This window comes from Pedobacter endophyticus (genome assembly GCF_015679185.1).
GTDB classification, from domain to species: Bacteria; Bacteroidota; Bacteroidia; order Sphingobacteriales; family Sphingobacteriaceae; genus Pedobacter; species Pedobacter endophyticus.
This window is the reverse complement of the sequence record NZ_CP064939.1, coordinates 4916470-4937722: the sequence shown is the minus strand read 5'-3', so window position 1 is coordinate 4937722 and position 21253 is coordinate 4916470. Positions and strand designations below refer to the sequence as shown.

The 21253-nt window shown below is 40.3% G+C and carries 15 protein-coding genes; 10 read left to right on the top strand and 5 right to left on the bottom strand.

Annotation, left to right across the window (positions count from 1 at the left end; genetic code table 11):
* Positions 1–1698, top strand: coding sequence for a porin family protein (locus tag IZT61_RS20130; RefSeq protein ID WP_196098790.1), 1698 nt, complete (start codon positions 1–3; stop codon positions 1696–1698).
* Between the two features lie 601 nt (positions 1699–2299).
* Here the strand turns inward: IZT61_RS20130 and IZT61_RS20125 are convergent.
* From IZT61_RS20125 to IZT61_RS20105, 5 genes are all read right to left on the bottom strand, one after another.
* A complete protein-coding gene (locus tag IZT61_RS20125; protein WP_196098789.1) occupies positions 2300–3544 on the bottom strand; it encodes a DUF4374 domain-containing protein in 1245 nt (414 codons plus the stop codon).
* Position 3545: 1 nt separating this feature from the next.
* Entirely contained in the window at positions 3546–5885 is a 2340-nt protein-coding gene (locus tag IZT61_RS20120; RefSeq protein ID WP_196098788.1) for a TonB-dependent receptor, read from the bottom strand.
* Positions 5886–6179: 294 nt separating this feature from the next.
* The gene (locus IZT61_RS20115; RefSeq protein ID WP_196098787.1) at positions 6180–7832 is read right to left on the bottom strand and encodes a PepSY-associated TM helix domain-containing protein; all 1653 of its coding nucleotides are present in this window, start codon (positions 7830–7832) and stop codon (positions 6180–6182) included.
* 12 nt (positions 7833–7844) lie between these two features.
* The gene (locus IZT61_RS20110) at positions 7845–8123 is read right to left on the bottom strand and encodes a hypothetical protein (RefSeq protein ID WP_196098786.1); all 279 of its coding nucleotides are present in this window, start codon (positions 8121–8123) and stop codon (positions 7845–7847) included.
* A gap of 3 nt (positions 8124–8126) precedes the next feature.
* A complete protein-coding gene (locus IZT61_RS20105; protein ID WP_196098785.1) occupies positions 8127–8456 on the bottom strand; it encodes a hypothetical protein in 330 nt (109 codons plus the stop codon).
* Positions 8457–9330: 874 nt separating this feature from the next.
* Here IZT61_RS20105 and IZT61_RS20100 point away from each other — a divergent pair.
* The 9 genes from IZT61_RS20100 to IZT61_RS20060 all read left to right on the top strand — a co-directional run bounded on the left by IZT61_RS20100 (position 9331) and on the right by IZT61_RS20060 (position 21215).
* Positions 9331–10992: an SPOR domain-containing protein gene (locus IZT61_RS20100; RefSeq protein ID WP_196098784.1), complete on the top strand. Its 1662-nt coding sequence runs from the start codon at positions 9331–9333 to the stop codon at positions 10990–10992.
* 1 nt (position 10993) lies between these two features.
* Positions 10994–11698, top strand: a complete 705-nt coding sequence (locus tag IZT61_RS20095; protein WP_196098783.1) for a MotA/TolQ/ExbB proton channel family protein — start codon at positions 10994–10996, stop codon at positions 11696–11698.
* Positions 11698–12099: an ExbD/TolR family protein gene (locus tag IZT61_RS20090; RefSeq protein ID WP_196098782.1), complete on the top strand. Its 402-nt coding sequence runs from the start codon at positions 11698–11700 to the stop codon at positions 12097–12099. The genes IZT61_RS20095 and IZT61_RS20090 overlap by 1 nt, the downstream gene beginning before the upstream one ends.
* The gene (locus IZT61_RS20085) at positions 12099–12932 is read left to right on the top strand and encodes an energy transducer TonB (RefSeq protein WP_196098781.1); all 834 of its coding nucleotides are present in this window, start codon (positions 12099–12101) and stop codon (positions 12930–12932) included. Before IZT61_RS20090 ends, IZT61_RS20085 begins: the two co-directional genes overlap by 1 nt.
* Positions 12933–13362: 430 nt before the next feature.
* Complete coding sequence (locus IZT61_RS20080; protein ID WP_196098780.1) at positions 13363–14373, top strand: PDDEXK nuclease domain-containing protein; 1011 nt, start codon at positions 13363–13365, stop codon at positions 14371–14373.
* Positions 14374–14825: 452 nt separating this feature from the next.
* Positions 14826–16115 carry a bifunctional folylpolyglutamate synthase/dihydrofolate synthase gene (locus tag IZT61_RS20075; RefSeq protein ID WP_196098779.1) on the top strand — a complete coding sequence of 430 codons (1290 nt, stop codon included), beginning with the start codon at positions 14826–14828 and terminating at the stop codon, positions 16113–16115.
* 253 nt (positions 16116–16368) lie between these two features.
* Positions 16369–16917: an RNA polymerase sigma factor gene (locus IZT61_RS20070; RefSeq protein WP_196098778.1), complete on the top strand. Its 549-nt coding sequence runs from the start codon at positions 16369–16371 to the stop codon at positions 16915–16917.
* 59 nt (positions 16918–16976) lie between these two features.
* On the top strand, positions 16977–17978 hold the full coding sequence (locus IZT61_RS20065) for a FecR family protein (RefSeq protein ID WP_196098777.1): 1002 nt from the start codon (positions 16977–16979) through the stop codon (positions 17976–17978).
* A gap of 78 nt (positions 17979–18056) precedes the next feature.
* Positions 18057–21215 (top strand): SusC/RagA family TonB-linked outer membrane protein, encoded by a 3159-nt coding sequence (locus tag IZT61_RS20060; protein WP_196098776.1) that lies wholly within the window; start codon positions 18057–18059, stop codon positions 21213–21215.
* Positions 21216–21253: the final 38 nt, after the last annotated feature.

Sequence of the window (21253 nt, the reverse complement as noted above, 5' to 3'; positions counted from 1 at the left end):
ATGAAGTCGATTAAATATATATACAGTACACTATTTTTATTAGCTGCTGGATTATCTTCGGTTCAGGCGCAAGACAAAAAAACAGAGGAAAAAGCCGCGGTTAACGAAGAAATTGAGGTTGTTCGGCCTTATAAACCGATTTTGGCAGAAGCTGTGAAGTTAAGGAGAAGTCCGAATTTGGATGATGTAAAAACTTACAAAGCTAAGTTGAACTACAGCATTACCGATAAAAAGCTGGAATTAAACAGCGATATCCAAAAGCTACAGGCCCAGGCGGTAGCAGACGAGAAAGAAAGCATTTTAATTAATAATTATGTAAAAGGCGCCTTTGGTTCTCAAGCCACTTTATTAGGCGAAGCCTATTTTAACACCGGAAAAGATGAAGGATTGCAGGTTGGTGGTTACTTTAAGCATTTTAGCCAGGAGGGAAAACTAAATAAGCAAAATAGCAGCCACCAGGAGTTAAGTGTTTTCGGCAGAAGCATTTTAGAAGAAAACACGGTGAGTGGTCGCGTTAACATTGAGCGAAATGGCACCTACTTTTATGGTATCGATAACGCAAACCCAACGTTAAACCCCAATCCACAAAAACAGGCGTTAACTTTTGTTGAACTTGAAGGAGAGCTGGTTAAAAACTTCACTGAAGATCAAGACGAACTGAGCTATGCACTAAAGGCAAATGGCTCGCTTTGGGGCGATAAGTTCGATGCAAAAGAAAGCTATCTTTCACTTAACGGGTATTTGAATAAGCGCATCAGCTCACTCAATTTGGGCTTAGCAGCCTCAACAGAATTTGGTAACACTAAAGACGCCCTAACCAGTGTAGGCAATAATTTACTTCGTTTAAATCCGTATATCCGTTTGCAGGTTAAGGGTGCTAAAGTTACTGCGGGGATCAATTTTGTACAAGAGTTTGGTGCGTATAGCAGCTCGAGAATTTTTCCGGCTGTTACCGCAGATTTCACGTTGATTCCAGATTATTTACAGGTTTTTGGAGAGGTTAAAGGCGATGTTAACAGAAACTCTTTAAAAGGTTTTACAGACGAAAACCCATGGTTAAACAGCAATATCCTTGTAAAAAATACGGTCGAAAAATTAAGTTTTAGCGCCGGTATTAAAGGTACCGGAGGACCAGGATTTGGCTACAAAGCTCGGTTCTACGTAAAACAGTTCGACGATATGCCATTGTTTATCAATAATTACACTGACTTTAATAAATTCGATGTGATTTACGATTTCGGCAAAACAAAACTTACAGGCTTAGAGGGCGAGATCTCGGTTCAGGTAAGTGATGCGTTAAAATGGACAGGCAAATTGAACATCGATGACTGGAAGCCTGCTTCGGAAACTTACACCTGGTTTAAACCAGGCTTGAAGGTAAGCTCAAACTTCGTTTATACCTACAACAAAAAATTAAGTTTTAATGCAGCTGTTGTAATTCAAGATGATGTTAAGGCCAAAGTAAACATCGCTGAGCCTGTTAATCCACTGCAATATGTTGTGCCAAACACAAGTATAGAACGCATAGAAACCGTTAAAGGCTTTGTTGATTTAGGCATTGGTGCCGATTATAGAATTAACAACAAGTTTTCGGTTTTTGCAAAGGCAAACAATATCTTAAACACCAATTATAGCCGTTACTTATATTATCAGGTGAATGGTTTCAATATTTTCGGTGGATTAACCTATTCGTTTTAAAGCCAAATCAATTAAAATTAAAATGCCCTTAGCTTAAGTGTTAAGGGCATTTTTTATGCATTTTTACCGTTGACTGAAGTCAACGGCAATGAAATACAAATGGAGCGGGCTCCCTGTCATCCTGAGAGCAACGAAGGATCTCCAAGCGATGAAACACAGAACGCCAACAAAGCACAGGCTTAATCATGCTACTCACCGTTGACTGAAGTCAACGGCAATGAAATACAAATGGAGCGGGCTCCCTGTCATCCTGAGTGGAACGAAGGATCTCCAAGCGATGAAACACAGAACGCCAACAAAGCACAGGCTTAGTCATGCTACTCACCGTTGACTGAAGTCAACGGCAATGAAAGACAAATGGAGCGGGCTCTTTGTCATCCTGAGTGCAACGAAGGATCTCCAAGCGATGAAACACAGAACGCCAACAAAGCTCAGGCTACTCACCGTTGACTGAAGTCAACGGCAATGAAATTTTCTCATTGCCGTCGGTTTCAACCGACGGAACCCGGGCAAAAAAAAAGCAGCTGGGAAAGGAACCCAACTGCTAAAAGAAAGCGTTTATAATGACAAGCCGAATCGCTCTGAGCGGCGGCTATAGTTTTTAGTCTAAATGTTGTACTGCTGTTATTGTACCGCCCTCAACCTTTAAACCTTGAGTTGCTGTTGCTGTTTCAGCATTCACCTTGTAAATGTATCCAATGCCACTGGTTAGGTTCACACCAAAATAAGCTGTTTTACCATCTTTAGGCGTGTAATTGTTCCAGGTAATGCTTTTTATGTCAGCTGGCAATCCGGTTACTTTTCTTACCGATTTATCAACCACGTTCACAATAGCCAGTTCTGTACCGTCGGTATACGCACCTTTTGCAGATTTTGGCTGAACGTGAGCCACAAAGTTGTTTCCGCCAATGTACATCCAAGTAGTGATGTAGTAACCCGGTAAAGCATTTTCAAAGTTGAAATAATAGTTTTGATCAAATTCGGTTGTGTTCGCTTTAATTCTGGTAATAGCCGATGGTTTCGTAGAAGTAAGTTTCGAGTCAGTTGCAACCGCAGTTTCTGTATTCTCATTTACAGCAACCGAAGAAGAGAACGCATACACATCACCATTTTCTACCACGCCTAAACCATTTCTGAAATATCTACCAATAAAACTCGTTCTATTATCTTTAATCGTTTTTTCCAATTGCATTCCCGGATAAGAGTATACTGCAATCCAAGCCTCATCTGGGTGATCAGTCCAGAAACTGCCGTTTTTAATAGAAAAGAAGGGCGCAAAAACCTTGTTTCCAACTTGTTGCAACCAACTAAAGTGCGCAATTTCGCCGTTATTAGCAGGCGCCATCGCATCAAGCGCTCCATTGGCAGCAATTAAGAGACTGTTTGTATTTACCTGATACCAAGTAGCATTTGTAGCACCAGTTGCGTTAATAGTCCTCGGAAGTTTTACTAACAAAAGATCATCGTTTACAGGCGCAAATGTTTGAACCGTTTCCGTTTGAAAATTCGAGATTTTGTTCAGCTTACCACCTAAAATATTATAGGTAGTTACCGCACCCGGATTGCCCTGCCCATACAACATGCTAAAAAACTTGTTGTTGTGCGTTACATAATATCTATACGTTCCATCTTGCTCAACACCGTTACCCGCGGTAGAAATTGTTCCACTTTCAAGGTTATTAGCGGTTAACAGATAATCGGCAACCGCAGTTGATGCAACTGGAGTAACCGTTAAAATATAGTTGCCCGGATTTTCTGATACCGGATTATCACTTTTTTTCGAGCAGGAAACAATTGTTGTTGCCAATGCCAATGCTACAAAAGCGCTTGTAAAATTTACTTTCATTTTAATTGTGGTTTTTATTGAAAAAATATCTGATGTTTAAATAAAATGCTCTACTGGGTTTCTGCAAGCTGAAGTTATCGTACAGAAATGCATCCGTAATGTTCTTGGCTTCCAAACCAATATTGTAGCGCCCGTTTTTCATGCTGTACACGGCATTTAAATCATGCGCAAATTGTTGTGGAATATTATACTTTTCCTGTCCCAAACTTGGCCAGTATAAATAAAACTCGTGCACATAAAGCAGGTTATAACCAAGGTTTAAACTGTTTCCTTTTCCACCAACATTCTTAAGCGATACCGAAACATCTGCATTACCGAAGAAATAAGGAATGTTTGGCATTTGATCGAGGTATAAGGGGCTTTCTCCAGTGTAGCCGGCTTCTACCTTTTGCATGTTCTGCAAAAATTGATAAGTTGCAGTAACGCCGGCACTCAACCAGTTTTTATAGGAATACCTAACCTCGGCATCGCCACCATAAGTACGCACGCCATCCCTGTTATCGGGCACATATTTACTTTGGTTTTGGTTCAGGCGGGTATAAATAAAATCGTTAGCATAACGGTAAATGGCATTGGCATTAACACCAAAACGATGCACTTTGTGTACGGCAAAATCGTAGGTTACGCCAAGGTTGATGTTGTTGCTTTTTTCTGGCTTCAGGTTCGGATTGCCTTCCTGATTAACCAAATCACCAAAAATATCATTCGCTTCCGGCATTCTGTTCGCCAGCTCGTAAGATGCCTTAACTTGTACGTTTCTGTTGAAAAAATAGGTCAAAGCCGTTCCGTAACCCGCTCTTTTTATGGGAGGCTGGTTAACTCCTGTATTTGTTGTTACTATGTTTTGGTAAATATATTTTCCAAATGCCGTAGCACTGAACTTGTCTCTGATCGCATAGCTATACCCTAATCCCAAAACATTTTTATTTGTTCTTTGCGGCGGCGCATCGGTGGTGTTTAATGGCCTTAACTCGTCAAATCCTTTCCGATCGAATAAGTTAAGCACATTACTAAGCGCAAGGCTATGCCGATCGCTAATTGTATAATTGGCCGTTGCTGTTACCAGCCCGTTATTGTTCCGATAATTATACAGCGACCTCGAGCTCTCGCCATTTGATCCGATAGGTTTTAAATTACCGTACCAGTCAAACCTGCCATTAACTGTGTCGATCCTTTTTTCACGTCCCAAATTGTAGTTGGCGTTCAGGGTAACATCTAAGCCCTTTACCAAGTTCGATTTGCGGTACTTTAAGCTTGGCATAACGATATTTCCACGGGTGTGGAAACCGCCAAAAACCGAAACCATCCGTGCACCTGTTTGAATTTCCTTATAATTTTGCCCCAAGGTCATTCCAATCAAGAGTTTATCCGCAAACGATTTATTCACCAACCCTACATTGGCAATTACCGTTTCGTTATGATAAGTATCGTGAAAGCGGTTCAGTATTGTGTTCTCTGCATACTTGCCCGTGTTAATGTCCGAAGCATCAACCTTTACCCGATAATTGTTGTCAGAATAATTTTGGAAAGCGTTAACCTGTACAGTGAAACCAGACTTTGAAGTGGTGCCTACGTTAACTACTGTGCGGTGTGTATTAAATGAACCGAATGAGTACGATGCATCGAGGTAACTACCTGCCCGCTCGGCGGTTACAATGTTAATTGCGCCACCCAAAGCGTCAGAGCCGAGCCACATGGGCACAACACCCTTGTAAACCTCTATCCTATCGGCCAGATTGACTGGGATGTTATTAATTTGGAACGACGAGCCGAAGTTATCCATCGGGATGCCATCGATAAAATATCGGATGCGGTTGCCCGAGAAGCCGTTTAACGATAAATTGAAATTAGAACCGACACCGCCAGATTCGCGAACTCTAACGCCCGACACGCGATCGAGTGCGCTGGAAATATCAAGCGTGGTATTATAAAGCTTCTTGGCATCGATAGCCGTAACATTAAAAGCCTGCCTGTTGGTTTCTTCGGCCTTTGTTCTGCCAAATACCTCAACGGTTTCCATTTCTTGCTCGCTCGAAGCCAACTTTACATTATGAACAACCTGCTCTCCTGCCGAAATGCTAATGGTTTTGTCCTGGGTCTTATTCCCAATTCCGCTGAATACCACAACATATTTCCCTGCCGGAAGCTTACCGATAAAATATTTTCCGGTGTTTTCTGAAATGGTAGCAAAAGTGCTGTTCTTAATTTTAACAGCGATACCGGGCAAGGGAATACCGGCTTCGTCGAGAATGGTTCCACTTATAGAACCCTGGTTTTGTGCATAAGCCGTTGAGCAAAGAACAAATAATATTCCGATCAACAAATTTTTCTTAATTTGCATTACTTTTAATTGACGTTAGAAGTTTGTTTGCCTTTCGGCAAATGATTAGCCGGGTGGTTGCAGCCATCCGGTTTTTTATTGGTTTATCAACCGCAAATCGTAGTTGAAACGCAGTTCCTTAATTTAAGGGAGCTTGCCTTTCATCATTTCTTTTTGGTTATTCAGCATTTCAACTGATCCAGTATCTTTATTTAGACTTATTATAAATATATTGCAAATATAAGTCAATCGTTTTACCACGCAACAATTTTTTCAAACAAAACCAGAATTGTTACACTGTGTGCAAATACATCGCTAACCTATCGCCCGCACTTCCTTCGCTTTTGCATGTTGTTTCATCTTAAACAGTACCAGCACAGATATGATCGATAATATTAAAAACAAGAGATCAATAAACAAGATATCATAACGGCCCTGGCTAAAAGTAGTCCACAGCCAGTTATTGCGCTTTATTCCGTCTATTAAGGGCAGCAAGAAACATAACAGGCTCGAAAGCAAAAGCGTTTGGTGATTAATAATGGCCAGGTTTCTCCGTGCGATGAAGTAAACCGATAAAATTAACCACGAATAAAAATAGAGGTGATAAATATCTGATTGATTGGGTTTTGAAATAAATAACAGGCTGATCATTGTAAACGCCGTAACGGGAAGCATACTCAAACACGCTGCCATAAAGATGTTGGCAGTCCAGAAATTAAATACACGTTTTTTCTTGGGTACCTTATTTTTATCTCTGGCCACAAGCCAAATCAGGATTCCGGAGATGATGATTAAACAGCCCATTATTCCGAGCACAAAAAATATTACACGCACGGGTTTTCCGCCGAAATCGCCAAAATGTAAATGGTAAATAAAACTTCGGACCTTGTCTACATAGGTCGAATTTTTAACTGGCGAAACCTCTTTCAATATCTTTTGATCGCGTACCCGATAAACCATTTTACCTGTACCCGAAAAGCTTTCGTCGGCATAAGGCTTAGCGGTTAGGATGACGTGCATGTTCGCATCGCCGTAATTCTTAATCTGAACCGCACTTATTCTACTATGCGCCCATTTTTTCTCCACCTTGGCCATTAAGTCGTTTACCCTAAATGAAGTTGCAATTGGCTGGTAACTGTACACATATTTGGTTGTGTCGCTATATTCCAGATCCTGAAACAGGGCAGAACTGTTGCCCTTGTATACATATTTGGTAAATGGCGCAATTAAAAACACATTTGCAATCAGCACGATCCCCGTAACGGCAAATATCAGCTGAAAAGGAAACCCTATTACGCCGAGCGCGGTATGGAGATCAGTCCAAAGGGTTTTCCATTTAGCCCAAGGCCTGAAGGTGAAAAAGTTTGAAAAAATCTTTTCCCAATGCAACATTAAGCCTGTAATAAGGGCAAATAAGAACAGAAACGAAACTACGCCCGCTAATAAATAACCGAAAGGTGCGCCAAGATGAATGGGAACCGCATTTAGCTGAGCGAGGAAGTGCAAACGATATAAAAATTCGCCCATATCATAGTTTTCGGCATAATCGCCAGCTTTTTGTTGAGCGAAATCGTAATTAAAAAACTTCGAATCATCGTCACCGCCCCTTCCCCTACCGCGGCGTTTTTTGCCTTCGGCCATGGCTTTGGGTTTAACTTTCTTCTTTAACGTGGTATCGTTCGAACCCGTCATGGTTACATAGGCACCCAGATCATGCCGTTGAATAAAGAAATCAAAATCGCGGCCTTTTAAGTTATTTTCGCGTCCAAGTGAATCGATTAAGTGATCAAAATCTCTCGTTACCGTTTTGCGACCTTCTACGTACGAGGTGTTTTTCTGCCATGCGCTAATGTCTTCCTTAAAAAAGGAAAAAGACCCTGCAAAAAAGATCACATATAATAAAGCGCAGATAATGATTCCGCTTATGGTGTGGGTGTGAAAGTAAACGTTGTATTTTCTATTGTCCATTGTTACTTTCTCTTAAACGATAAAACAAACACCTGAAAACAATACCGTTAATGCGACGTACATCCCCAGCACTTTCCAAACATTTTTGGCCAAAAAACTCATTAACAATAACACCGCCCAAAGTATATATCCGGTTATAAAAGAGGTAACTACAATATTTTGCGGTAAGAACAACTTGCTCAACAACAGGTGAAAAGTGAGCATTACAGTGTATCCACCAATAGTTCCCGTTAAAATTTTTACAAGTCGAAGCCATGGTGACTTAGTGAGGTGTTTTTTGTTTGCCGGCATAATTTAAATGAAGATTTCGAGTAATAAAATAGCGAAGTAGACTGCAGCAATTGTTGCTACACGGAAATAACGAAACGGTTGCAGGCTTACAATGAGGCTACCCGCAGCCATTAGCCCAAATATGAGTGTAGCAATGCCGCTGGCCCAACCTAAGTTTACAACGAGCATTGCCGTTGCAACAAAGAGCAAAAACAAAGCCCCGATACGAAATTGGTTTTTATTAGAAACTAATGTTGCTACGTAAGCCGGAGGATTGGTTTGCTTGTACTGCTTGGAGGTAAGGTAGCAGATTTCGAAAGCCATTAGCAGCAGCAAAAAAGTTGTTGTTATCATAATTTATTTAGGGCATCAACCGCTCATCTTTAAAAAGACGAGGATTTTTTTCTGCAAATATAGATGCCAACATTTTAAATCGCAACATTATTTATAATTAATTTAAATAAAGATAGGCTAGCGCAAGCGTCCCTCCGCTGGCGCAAGCGTCTCGCTTGTGCCTACCTCAAAAATGTTCTTATTGTCGTAGCGAGACGCTACCAATGCTATTAAGTTAAGCTCAGCAACTGTCATCCGATAGCTATCGGATCTGAGCCTTTCGACTTCGCTCAAGATAAACTCAGTTGAAGACCCTTTCTATAGGATAAAACGAAAAATATCTGTCCTTCGACTAAACCTGTATTGAGCCTTTCGACTTCGCTCAAGATAAACTCAGTTGAAGACCCTTTCTATAGGATAAAACGAAAAATATCTGTCCTTCGACTAAACCTGTATTGAGCCTTTCGTCTACGCTCAAGATAAACTCCAGTCGAAATGCTCAGATGACAATATTTTTTCGTTTTATCCTTAACTTAATAGCATTGGAGACGCTAAGACGAGGTAAAGATTTCTCGGCTACGCTCGAAAAGACGACTTCTTCAATTTCTGAGCAATTCGCGTATCAATTTTGCTCAACACCGGTGATACGGTTGCAATTAACGCATTATATCTGCAAAGCCATTTGGTTACTAGCATACCATTTCTATCTTTGTAACCGTTATCTTTTAGCGTACGGGGATACGGATCCTATTAACTGTGAACTTTTGTATGATAAAAACATTGAAATTGTCCTCATATTGGTCTCTTTTTTTAGGCAAAACATTTAGACATGCCCTTGTCGACTATTTAAAGGTAGAATGTAATTTATAAATTTAAAACGCTTAATTTTACCGGAATGGACATCATATCATATCTTTTGGAACTCTTGCAACAACGCAAAGAAGTTGGTATTACCGACTTGGGAACTTTTTACAAGAAGAAATCGCCAGGCAGATACGATAAGGAAACACAATCTTTTTTACCCCCCAGCTACGTGCTGCAGTTTACTTCGGAGTTGAAGGAAGAGGAGGTGCTACCGAATTTTATTTCAACAAAAAGAAATATCTCGATCGAGAGCGCTAATTACTATATTGCCCAGTTTACCGACGAAATAAAGCAGAAGCTCGAAGTTGAACATGAGGCTGAGCTACCCAATTTTGGAAGGCTCTTTTTTACTGAGCATGCAGGTTTAAGTTTCGAACCAATAGAAAATATAAGTTACGGTTCGGAGTTTTACGGCTTGCCATCGTTGCAGGAAACGGTAAGTGACGACGCGGATAACGCGGCAGAAGACGATAACGAAGACGTTTTTGAGGAGATTGCCGAGGCACCTGTTGCACCGCCAAATGTAGAGGGCAATATGGAACCTCCCATTATCGAGAATATTGAATTGGATGAGGTTCGCGACGATTTGAAAAATACCTTAAGTCGAACTGATGCTGGCGAGGACGATGTTGTTCCTGCCCCGGAATTTATTAAAGAGCAACACGAAGAACACCCCAACCGTTTTGGGCACAGGCCAGAATCGGAAACTCCCGCCGATAAAACTGAAAACGTTGAGGAAGAAATCATTCCTGCGCCAGATTTTATCAAAGAACAACATGAGGAGCATCCAAACCGCTTCGGCCATACACCTGAATCGGAGCTAGATCACGGACACAATATTGAGACCCCGGAAAGCGACGGTGCAAATGAAGAATCGGTTACTACAACAAACAATCCTACAGAACCCGTTACAGAGGCTCCCGAATTTATTAAAGAGCAGCACGAAGAGCATCCGAAACGTTTTGGGCATGCACCAGAATCGGAAACGCTGGCGAACGAAATTAATCGTGATATAACTTCTCACACAACGGCTGAACCTAAAAAATATATCAACTTAGAGGAAGATAAATCTGCTGCTGAGCCGATCATAGAAGCGCCAGAGTTTATTAAGGAGCAACATGCAGAACATCCCAATCGTTTTGGCCACGACCCTATGATTGATGAGCCACTAGCGGAGGAAAGCAAACCGATATGGCCAAAAGTAATCGCCGTTATCATTTTGCTTGCCGTAATTGGGGCAGTTGTTTACTTCTTGAAACCCGATTTGTTTAATCAACAGCCTAAAACTGAAACCACTGCCGTAGCGGTTGTAGATTCGCCAAAAACTGTTGTTGATACGGCAAAGGCCAGACAAGATTCCATTGCAAAAACCGATAGTATTTTAAAGGCAAATCAGGTTGCCAGCAGCCCCGATACGGTAACAAAAAGCGCCGTGCCCGCACCACCTTCAACAGTTTTTCATGTTATTGCTATTTCGTTTCAAACCGAAGCCGCAGCGCAACGCTACATCGCCAAAATGAAAAAAGAGGGCTACGATGCAAAAATTGTTAAAATTGAAGGTACCCGCAAAAAGGTAAGTATTGCCAACTTTAGCACAAAGGAAGAGGCAGAAAAGCAAAAAGATATTCTGCAGAAGAAATTAAAAGGACAAGGATTTTACGTAAAACAATTAACAAACAACACACAACCTTAAAATGATAACTTTATTAATTCAAGACACCACGCAAGCGCTTCAAGACACTGCCAATGCGGTAAACCCTACGCTATCGCAGCCAGCCCAGGAACTTCGTTTTATCGACCTGCTATTTAAAGGCGGTTGGGTAATGTTGCCCCTTGCTTTTCTGGCCCTCTTAGCCCTAGTTATTTTTATAGAGCGGTATATCACCATTAAAAAAGCTACCAAAGATGAAACCAATATTATGGGTCAGATTAGGTCGTACATACAATCGGGCAATCTCGATGGCGCCATGTCGCTATTAAGAAATAACGGTTCTCCCCTTTCTCGTATGCTTCAAAAAGGTTTAAAGCGTATTGGTCGCCCGATTAAAGAAATTGAAGGCGCTATCGAAAACGTGGGCAAACTCGAAGTTGCGAAACTAGAAAAGAACATTAGCATTTTGGGTATTGTTGCAGGTATTGCGCCAATGTTGGGTTTCGTGGGTACCATTGTTGGGGTAATTACCATTTTCCATCAGGTATCCATTAAAGGGGCTATCGAAATCGGAACCATTTCTGGTGGTTTGTACACCAAAATGATTACCTCGGCAACTGGATTAATTATCGGTATTATTGCCTATGTGTTGTACCACATCTTAAATGCCATGGTAGAGAAAATCATTCTGAAAATGGAAACTGATGCAATTGATTTTATTGATTTACTAGAAGAACCAGGTAGCTAATGAATTTACGCAAAAGAACAAAAGGAAACGTACATGTAAATACAGATGCGCTGAACGATATTATGTTTTTCTTAATGTTGTTCTTCCTGTTGGCATCGGCGGTAGTGAACCCAACCGTTGTAAAACTGTTACTGCCTCAATCTTCGAGCGGACAACAATCTACTGCAAAAAAAGCAGTTACTGTTACGATAGACGAAAACTTAAAATATTTCGTTGATAAAAAACCGGTAACTATAGAGCAACTAGAGCCTACTTTGGCGGCATATCAACAAACTGCACCAGATATGACTATCTTGCTGTATGTTTCTCGCAATGTGACTTATCAGGATGGATTTGTGGTAAATGATATCGCAAACAAATTAAAATTGAAACTTGTTGTTGCAGTTGAACCGAAAAAATAATGAATTACAATACGCAAAACATACATCAAGAAGAGAACAATTACCCCAAAGCGATAGCAATAGCGAGCGGGATAATGGGGTTTCTGCTTTTGATAAGCTTTTTTATCGTGATTGGCTCGTTCCAACCGCCTGAAGAACTTGGTATGGGCGGTATGGTTGTGAATTATGGAACAGCGGCCGAAGGTATGGGCGACGATTATACCAGCATTGAAGAGCCATCTGCCGACCCAAATGCAAACGGAAAAGCACCCGATAAGGTAACACCCGAGGAAAAGGTAACGCCAACAACATCGAGTGAAAATAGCGATAAGGACATACAGACACAAAACACTGAAGAAGCGATTGCCATAAACACCAAACCTACAAAAGCTACGGCCAAAACGCCAACAACAGTAACCGAAGATAAACCAGCAAAACCAGTAATTAATCAAAATGCACTTTACAAAGGCAAAAAGAGCACTGGGCAGGGCGGCGGCGATGGTACAGGAAGCACTGCGGGTAACCAGGGCTCGATAAATGGCGATCCATTAGCGCCAAATTACGGTGAGGGCGGTTCGGGCTTTGGAAACAAACCAATTGAATTAAGAAGATTTTCGAATCTGGTAATTCCGAAGGATGATGGACAGGAAAGAGGAAAAATTGCCATCAGGATCTTTTTTAATAAAAACGGTGATATTACACGGGCAAACCAAGAGCTAAAAGGTTCGACCATTACCAATACAGCGCTTGTAAATAAATGTATTCAGGCCGTGCTTAATTCTTCTTTGAATCGGTCGGATGTTGGCGGCGATAACCAAACTGGCGTAGTAGTGTTCAACTTTAAGGTGAATTAATCAATATTTGCCCTGTCAGTTGGTGTCTCGACGACCGGAAACCTAGAGTGAAGCTGACATCAATGAAAGAAAAGAGGCTTTCTCAAAAAGCAAAATGAAAGTCTAAGCGCAGTATTAAATTTGACGCCCTAAACCTCTCCCTTTTAATGGCGGTGGTTTTTGCGCTGTCTGTACATCCCTTCCGAAGAAGTCGGAAGGGAAAGCAAAGGCATTGCTTTTAACCCAAACGCTGATAGGGAGAGGTTATAAAAGCAAAATTTAATTTGGCCCAGCTTAGGGAGAAATCTGTTCCCTAACTATTGCCTTATAGGTCGGTCTCTCACCGACCGGAAACCAAAGTGAAGCTGACATCAAGAGAATAACTTTATCTGTTTTTTTGATCCGTAACCCGATAATCCATTTTTGTATATTTGTTGTATAGCTGGTAATTATGGATTTAAAATACAATTGTCTGATAGAAGAGATAGGAGGCTTGTTACAAAAAGGTAGAGAGCAGGCGGCCAGAACCGTCAACACCATTCTGGTGCAAACCTATTGGCTTATTGGCAGGTATATTGTCGAATTCGAACAAAACGGTAAAGAAAAGGCCGCCTACGGAACCTTTCTTTTCGAAAAGCTTTCAAAAGATTTAACACAGCTTTATGGAAAAGGATTTAGCAGATCCAATTTGTTATACATGAGAAAATTATATATTTCATTTCCAAAAAGTGAGACACTGTCTAACGTTTTAACATGGAGCCACTACTTTGAAATTTTAAAATCAGATGAAGATCTTGAGATCAACTTCTACCTTAAACAATGTGAAAAAGAAAATTGGAGTGTTCGCGAACTTAAACGCCAAATGAAAAGTATGCTTTTTCACCGTTTGGCGCTGAGTAAAGATAAACAGGGCATTGTTGAACTTTCTCAGCAAGGGCAGGAGATTCAACAAGCTAAAGACATTCTAAAAGATCCATATGTATTAGAGTTTCTCAACATTCCCGAAGGTCACCAATACCTTGAAAGTGAACTAGAAGAGAAACTTATTTCAAATTTACAGAGTTTTCTGCTGGAACTGGGAAAAGGCTTTACATTTATGAAAAGACAATACAGAATCTCGTTAAGTGGCAAGCACTTTTACGTAGATTTAGTGTTTTATCACCGAATTTTGAAGTGCTTTGTTCTCATTGATTTAAAACGCGGTGAAGTAGCACATCAAGATATTGGTCAAATGAATTTGTATCTAAATTACTTTCGAAAAGAGGAAAACACAGAAGGCGATAATGAACCAATCGGAATAGTTTTAGGAGCGTATAAAGATCAAGTTTTAATAGAATACGCTACAGAAAATATTAGCAATCAACTTTTTGTAAGCAAATATCAGCTTTACTTGCCCGATAAAAAACAACTAGCCAATGAACTTAATAAAATACTTGAAGAAGAAAACAACACACTAAATTAGGCGCAAACGAATTTAGGATCGACCCTATCAGTTGGTGTCTCACCGACCGGAATCCACTAGTGAAGCTGACATCTGAAAAGAAAAGGGGCTTTCTCAAAAAGCAAAATGAAAGTTTAAGCGCAGTATTAAATTTGACGCCCTAAACCTCTCCCTTTTAATGGCGGTGGGGTTGCGCTGTCTGTACATCCCTTCCGAAGAAGTCGGAAGGGAAAGCAAAGGCATTGCTTTTAACCCAAACGCTGATAGGGAGAGGTTATAAAAGCAAAATTTAATTTGGCACAGCTTAGGGAGAAATCTGTTCCCTAACTATTGCCTTATAGGTCGGTCTCTCACCGACCGGTACAAAGAATGAAGCTGACATCAAAGGAAACACTAAAGAAATTCTATTTAAATATCAACAATCAATCGTCATATACCTTTCCTATTGCCCCGTCTTACCGTATATTTGCACGATGAATTACCCCGAAACACTCGATTTTTTATACAGTAAACTCCCAATGTTTACGCGTATCGGTGCTTCTGCCTTTAAAAAAGATTTAACCAATACGATCATTTTCTGCGAGGCGTTAGGAAACCCGCAACAGCAATTCAAAAGCATCCATGTAGCCGGCACCAATGGAAAAGGCTCCACATCGCACATGTTGGCGGCAGTGCTGCAGGCACAAGGTTATAAAACGGGGTTGTACACTTCGCCACATTTAAAAGACTTTCGTGAGCGGATACGGATTAACGGAAAAATGATCGCAAAAAGCGAAGTAGTATCATTCGTAAAAAAACAAAAAAAGCTCATAGAAAAGGTCGAACCGTCGTTTTTTGAGGTAACCGTTGCAATGGCTTTTGATCACTTCGCAAGGCATCAAGTAGATATTGCCGTGATCGAAGTCGGTTTGGGCGGTCGGTTAGACTCGACTAATATTATACAGCCAGAACTTTCGGTAATTACCAACATCAGCATGGACCACATGAACATGCTTGGCGACACCATTGAGGAAATAGCGGGAGAAAAAGCAGGAATCATTAAACCAAACACGCCCGTTATTATCGGCGAAACGCAGGAAAAATCTGCAGGCGTATTCATCCGCAAAGCAAAAGAAGTTGCTGCACCCATCTTCTTCGCAGACGAGATCTTTTCTGCAAAAGATTTTAAGCTGAAACGTGCAAAGCTTTCGTTGTCGGTTTTCGAAAATGAGACACTTAAATTCAGTAATCTCGTTTGCGATTTAACCGGCGTCTATCAACACAAAAACATTTTAACCGTTTTAGAGGCGCTGACGAAACTCAACGAAACGACATCATTTAAAATTTCTGAAAGCAGCATTTTCGCAGGCTTGAAACAAGTTAAAAAGCTAACCGGTTTACAAGGGCGCTGGCAAACATTGAGCAAGAACCCATTGGTAATTTGCGACACAGGCCATAACGAGGCCGGCATTGCCGAGGTAATTAAAAACATCAATCAAACCAACTTCGAGAAACTACATATCGTTTTTGGAATGGTGAAAGATAAGGACATTTCGAAAGTACTTTCTATGATGCCCAAAAATGCTACTTACTATTTTTGCAAGCCAGACTTAGAACGGGCCTTAAGTGCTGACGAGCTAAAACAACAAGCTGCAGATTACCACTTACGGGGCAGAAGCTATACAACCGTAGCCGAGGCCAAGGCCATTGCTATATCAACGGCTGGCAAAAACGACCTTGTTTTTATTGGGGGCAGCACTTTTGTTGTGGCAGAAGCGATTTAAGCGTAACGGTAAGTCTGTAAACTGCAACTGTATTGATGAGGATTGAGAAAAGCCCTTTGAAATTGTATCAAGCGGTTTTGCAAAAACGTCTTTTGAAAGGGTCTCACGATGTAAATCTGCAATGACGCCTTTTGCGCTACTATGCGTGTCGGGGCTTATTGTAAGGGTAAATAATTTAGCTATTGTAAAAATTAATGCTACATTTATCGTTACTTACATCAAACCGACATAACCAAATATTCTTGTTCAATTAGTGCCGAACTATATCCAAAATATAAGAAAGGGAGATCATGCATCCTTTGAAATGGTTTTTAAGCTATATCATCGGAAGCTCTATGCCTATTTTTTTTCCAAAACCAAATCTGAAGATCAGGCCGAAGAGCTTACTCAAATGGCATTTATTAAGCTGTGGCGTTTTAAACACACCCTTGCCGATGATTTCCCGTTAGACACTCAACTTTTTAAGATTGCCAAAACAACTTTGTTGGATTACTTTAAAAAACTTGCCAATGATGCTCGCAATCTAAAAATTTACTGCGATCAAATTTCAGCACCATCAGTTGACCCATCACCCCTATTTGATTCCGAACAACAGCTCGACGTGATCTTGGGCTGCCTACCGCCAACCAGAAAGCAGGTCTTTCTACTCAATCGTCTTCATGGTTACTCTTACAAAGAAATTGCCGAAAAGCTCTCTATATCCCCCCGAACCGTAGAAAAGCATATTGCCCTGGCTTTAAAACAGCTTAGCGGCTACGCCAACTTACCTGCGCTCTTACTTTTCATCGAACTGATGAAATAATTAAAAAAATATTTTTTCCTCATTACGGGTTTTATCCCGTTTCAATCGTACTACTATATATGAATGTTTCTGAAGAACTCTTAAACCGGTATTTCGAAAATAAGTGCACACCAGAAGAAAGGCTTTTGGTAAACCGTTATTTAAAAGAGATTGAGGAGTTTCCAGAACATTTGGTTATTAAGGAGGATTGGGACAAAATTACGGATGCACCATTGCCGGCCGAAAAAAGTACAGCCATGTTTAAGCGGATAAAAGCTGAAACCTTTGCAAAAAAGCCAAAAATAAAATGGCTCCAAATTTCGGCAGCCGCAGCGCTAATTGCCGTTATAATAACCATTGGAATAATAATATTCAGCCAAAGCAAACCCGATAACATGATCAGGAATGCAACTAACACTGTAAAAGAACCAGTTTCATTTAATTGGAAATCAGTAGTGAATTATACAGAGAAAACCCAGTTGATAACACTGCCCGATCAATCAGTGATAAAAATTTACCCAGGTGGAGAATTGCGATACGCCGTGCCATTTGTAAATGCAAATAGAGAAGTTTTTCTGAAGGGAAAAAGCTTTTTTCAAGTCGCCAAAGATAAAGAACATCCATTTATTGTATATGCCAATGGGGTTTCGACAACCGCATTAGGTACTTCTTTCACCATCACTGCAATAAAGCAAGGTAAGTTTGTCGACGTTGTACTCCACACCGGAAAAGTTAGGGTAAAAAGCATCGATTCAACTAGCAATCAATCGTTTAGCAAAATACTATTACCCGGAAACGAGCTGATTTATAACGTAGCTAAACATGAAGCAAAAGTAATTATGCCTAAAAAGGAAATGCTTGCCGAATTAAAGTTTACGCAGGTGCCATTGGCTACTGTTTTCGAGCAACTGGAACAACACTACAATATCAGTATTACTTATAGTGTTAAAGATATTGAGAAGATTTCATTTACTGGCGATATTGACACAAAACAACCCGTACACCATATACTAAAAGAAATAACCAGCTTAAACCAGCTAAAACAAACCAGAACAGCCAAGGGCTATTTTATCGAAAAATAACAAACAACCAAATATTGCAAATGCACTTACCTCAAAATTTGGGAGGTGGAATGCTATTGCCCAAAAACCAACTAAATTATGCTTAGAAAAATTACCAAACACCTATTCTTTTGTCTGCTGATACTTTCAGTTACGACACCTGCCTGGGCTCAAAACTCCGAGATAACAGGAATTGTAAAAGACGAAACAGGGCAGCCTTTAGTTGGCGCATCTGTTCTTTTGCTCAACACAAAAACCAATGAAAAAAAGGGAATAATGGTTAATGCCGAGGGTAAATTTCAAATCAAAGACCTATTGGCGGGTGTACCCTACAACATTAGTGCTTCCTTTATCGGCTACACCACAAAAACGATTGAAAATTATCAGCTTAAAGCTGGCGAACAAGCTACTTTGTTTATTCAGTTAAGTCCTGAGGCATCTTCCTTAAATGATGTCGTGATTGTAGGTTATGCCAGCCAACGCAAAGGCAATATTACGAGTGCAATTGCAAGTATTAAGCCCGATAAAATTGACAAGGGCGCTAATTACGATCCTGTTAAAATGTTACAAGGTAGGGCAACAGGTGTTAATATCTCATCAACATCAGGTACTCCTGGTTCCAACCCTAGTATAATGATTCGTGGGGTCAGCTCAATAAGCGGCGGGGACTCTCCTTTGTATGTAGTGGATGGTATGCCAACTGATAACTTACCAAATCTAAATCCTAACGATATAGAATCTATGGACGTTTTAAAAGATGCTTCTGCAGCAGCTATTTACGGCTCAAGGGCAAATAGTGGCGTGATCATTATTAAAACAAAAAGCGGTAAAGCAGGAAAAACCGTTATTAATTACAACTCGCAATTCGGCTGGGGCACGGTAAGTAATGATATTGTAATGGCAAATTCCGCAGAATACACCAAAACAATGCAGGCTGCATTGGCCAATTACAATGCGCAAACTGGCAATAACTTATCATTATATATACCAGCAAACATTGAAGAATTTAACTGGGTAAAAGCTATTGCAAGAGAGCGGTCGGCAACGGCACAGCATAACATCAACCTATCTGGAGGTAATGATAAAACCACATTTTTTACCTCATTGGGTTATTTTAAGCAAGAGGGTTACCTGAAAAAAAGCGCACTTGAACAGTATAGCTTAAGAATGAACTTGACGCACAAAATAAATAAGTACATTAAATTTAATGGCAATATTGCAGCCACATATACACCGCAAAGCTTATTAGAAGAAACCAGTACAAGTCTTAAGATATTACGTACGGCCAGAGAAGAACAACCTTGGTATTCTGCCTATAATTCTTCGGGCGATTATAAAGTGAATGGCACCCAAATTTTACGCCACAACCCTGTAATGCTCCAAAATGAAGAAACCTGGACTCGGAAAGACTACCAAGGAATTGGCAATTTTAGTGTAGACATCACCCCATTTGAAGGATTTAAATATACATCATCAATAAACACCTACGCCATCTTATCAGATGAAAAGAAAAAGTTAACCGAAAATATGGTTGCAAGGGCAACCTCTGCTGGCTGGGGCGCTATAGAACAACGTAGAAATGAAAATTTAAGGTTTGTTATCAATAACATAATGAGTTATGATAATAATATAGGCAAGTTGAAATACACGGCATTAATTGGTCATGAATATTGGTACAGAAACTTTAGCAACTTAGGGGCTTACAGTGATAATTATGCGAATAACGCATTCCCTTCTTCAAGTTTTGACTTGATAACCTCTGGAACAAATATTTATGCAACAGGTGTAGGTTACAGTTCATATAATCTCGAATCATATTTGGGTAGGTTAACGTTAGATTATGATGGCAAATATCTGTTAAATGCCAGTTTTAGGAGAGATGGTTCTTCAAAATTCTCTAAAGATGCCCGCTACGGAAATTTTCCCTCTGCCTCCATTGCATGGCGAGCAACTAAAGAAGATTTTTTTCCAAAACAAGATGTCCTAACTGATTTAAAAGTAAGACTAAGTGTAGGTACAACAGGTAGTATTGATGGTATTGGCAATTATGCCTCCAAATCGTTAGTAGGCGCAGGAAACAGCTACAATGGCTCGTCAGGTCTCGTGTTAACGCAGCGAGCACAGCACCTTACATGGGAGAAAGCCACACAGTATGATGCAGGTATTGACGCCGAGTTTTTTAAAGGAAGATTAAGTTTAACAATGGATTACTTTTATCAAAAAACGAAAAACCTACTTTATAACCTTCCTATCTATTCTACATCTGGGTATACCTCAATTGCTGCAAACATAGGCACACTATCAAATAACGGATTTGAGTTGGCGCTTAATGGCAAAATACTTCAAGGAGAAGTAAAATGGGATGCGGGAGCTAATATTTCGTTTGTACAAAACAAATTACTTTCTCTTTATAGTAACAGTGATATGTACATTGTGCCAGGGAGTGGCAGTAACTTATTTGGCGGCTCACTGCATGCATTAATAAACGGTAAATCCATCTCCTCTTATTATTTATACAATATGCTGGGCCTCTATCAAAATGATGCAGATGTGCCGGCGCCACTTTTTGCAAAGGGCGTAAGAGCTGGCGATGTACAGTATGAAGATATTAACGGCGATGGCGACATTAGTGACATTGATAGAAAATATGTAGGTAAAACCGTTCCCGATTTTTATGGCGGTTTTAACACCACGGTTTCTTACAAGGGTTTCGATTTAGGCATTTTTGGACAATTTTCTTACGGAGGAAAAGTAATTGCCTCGTGGCAAGGCATAAATGGCGTAGAAGGAACAGACAATCCGGCGATGTCGCCAAGCAGGGTTTATATAGACGAGGCCAGAACAACCAGGGCAGAGCAGTATTTTAATGTCAGTCAATATTATGCCAACAACTATTGGCACGGACCAGGCACCAGTAACACAGTACCTCGTCCTGTAAGAGCAGGTGTATTTACAGGTTACAGAAACGGCTATAATTCTTTAGCATCTACACGGTATTTACAAGATGGTTCTTATCTAAAATTCAAAACAATTACGTTGGGTTATAGCCTTTCTGAAAAACTTATCGAACGGACAAAATTCATTAGCTCATTGCGTGTTTATGCTACAGTTGATAATTTGTTAACCTTTACCAATTACTCCGGCTACGATCCTGAAGCTTCTTTTGCAGGTAGCCCAGGTGATCCAAACTATGGCGTCGACTTCGGTTTACAGCCTACATTAAGAACTTTTTCGCTAGGCGTTAACATTAAATTTTAACTATTAAATAACGACGATTATCATGCAATATAAATTCA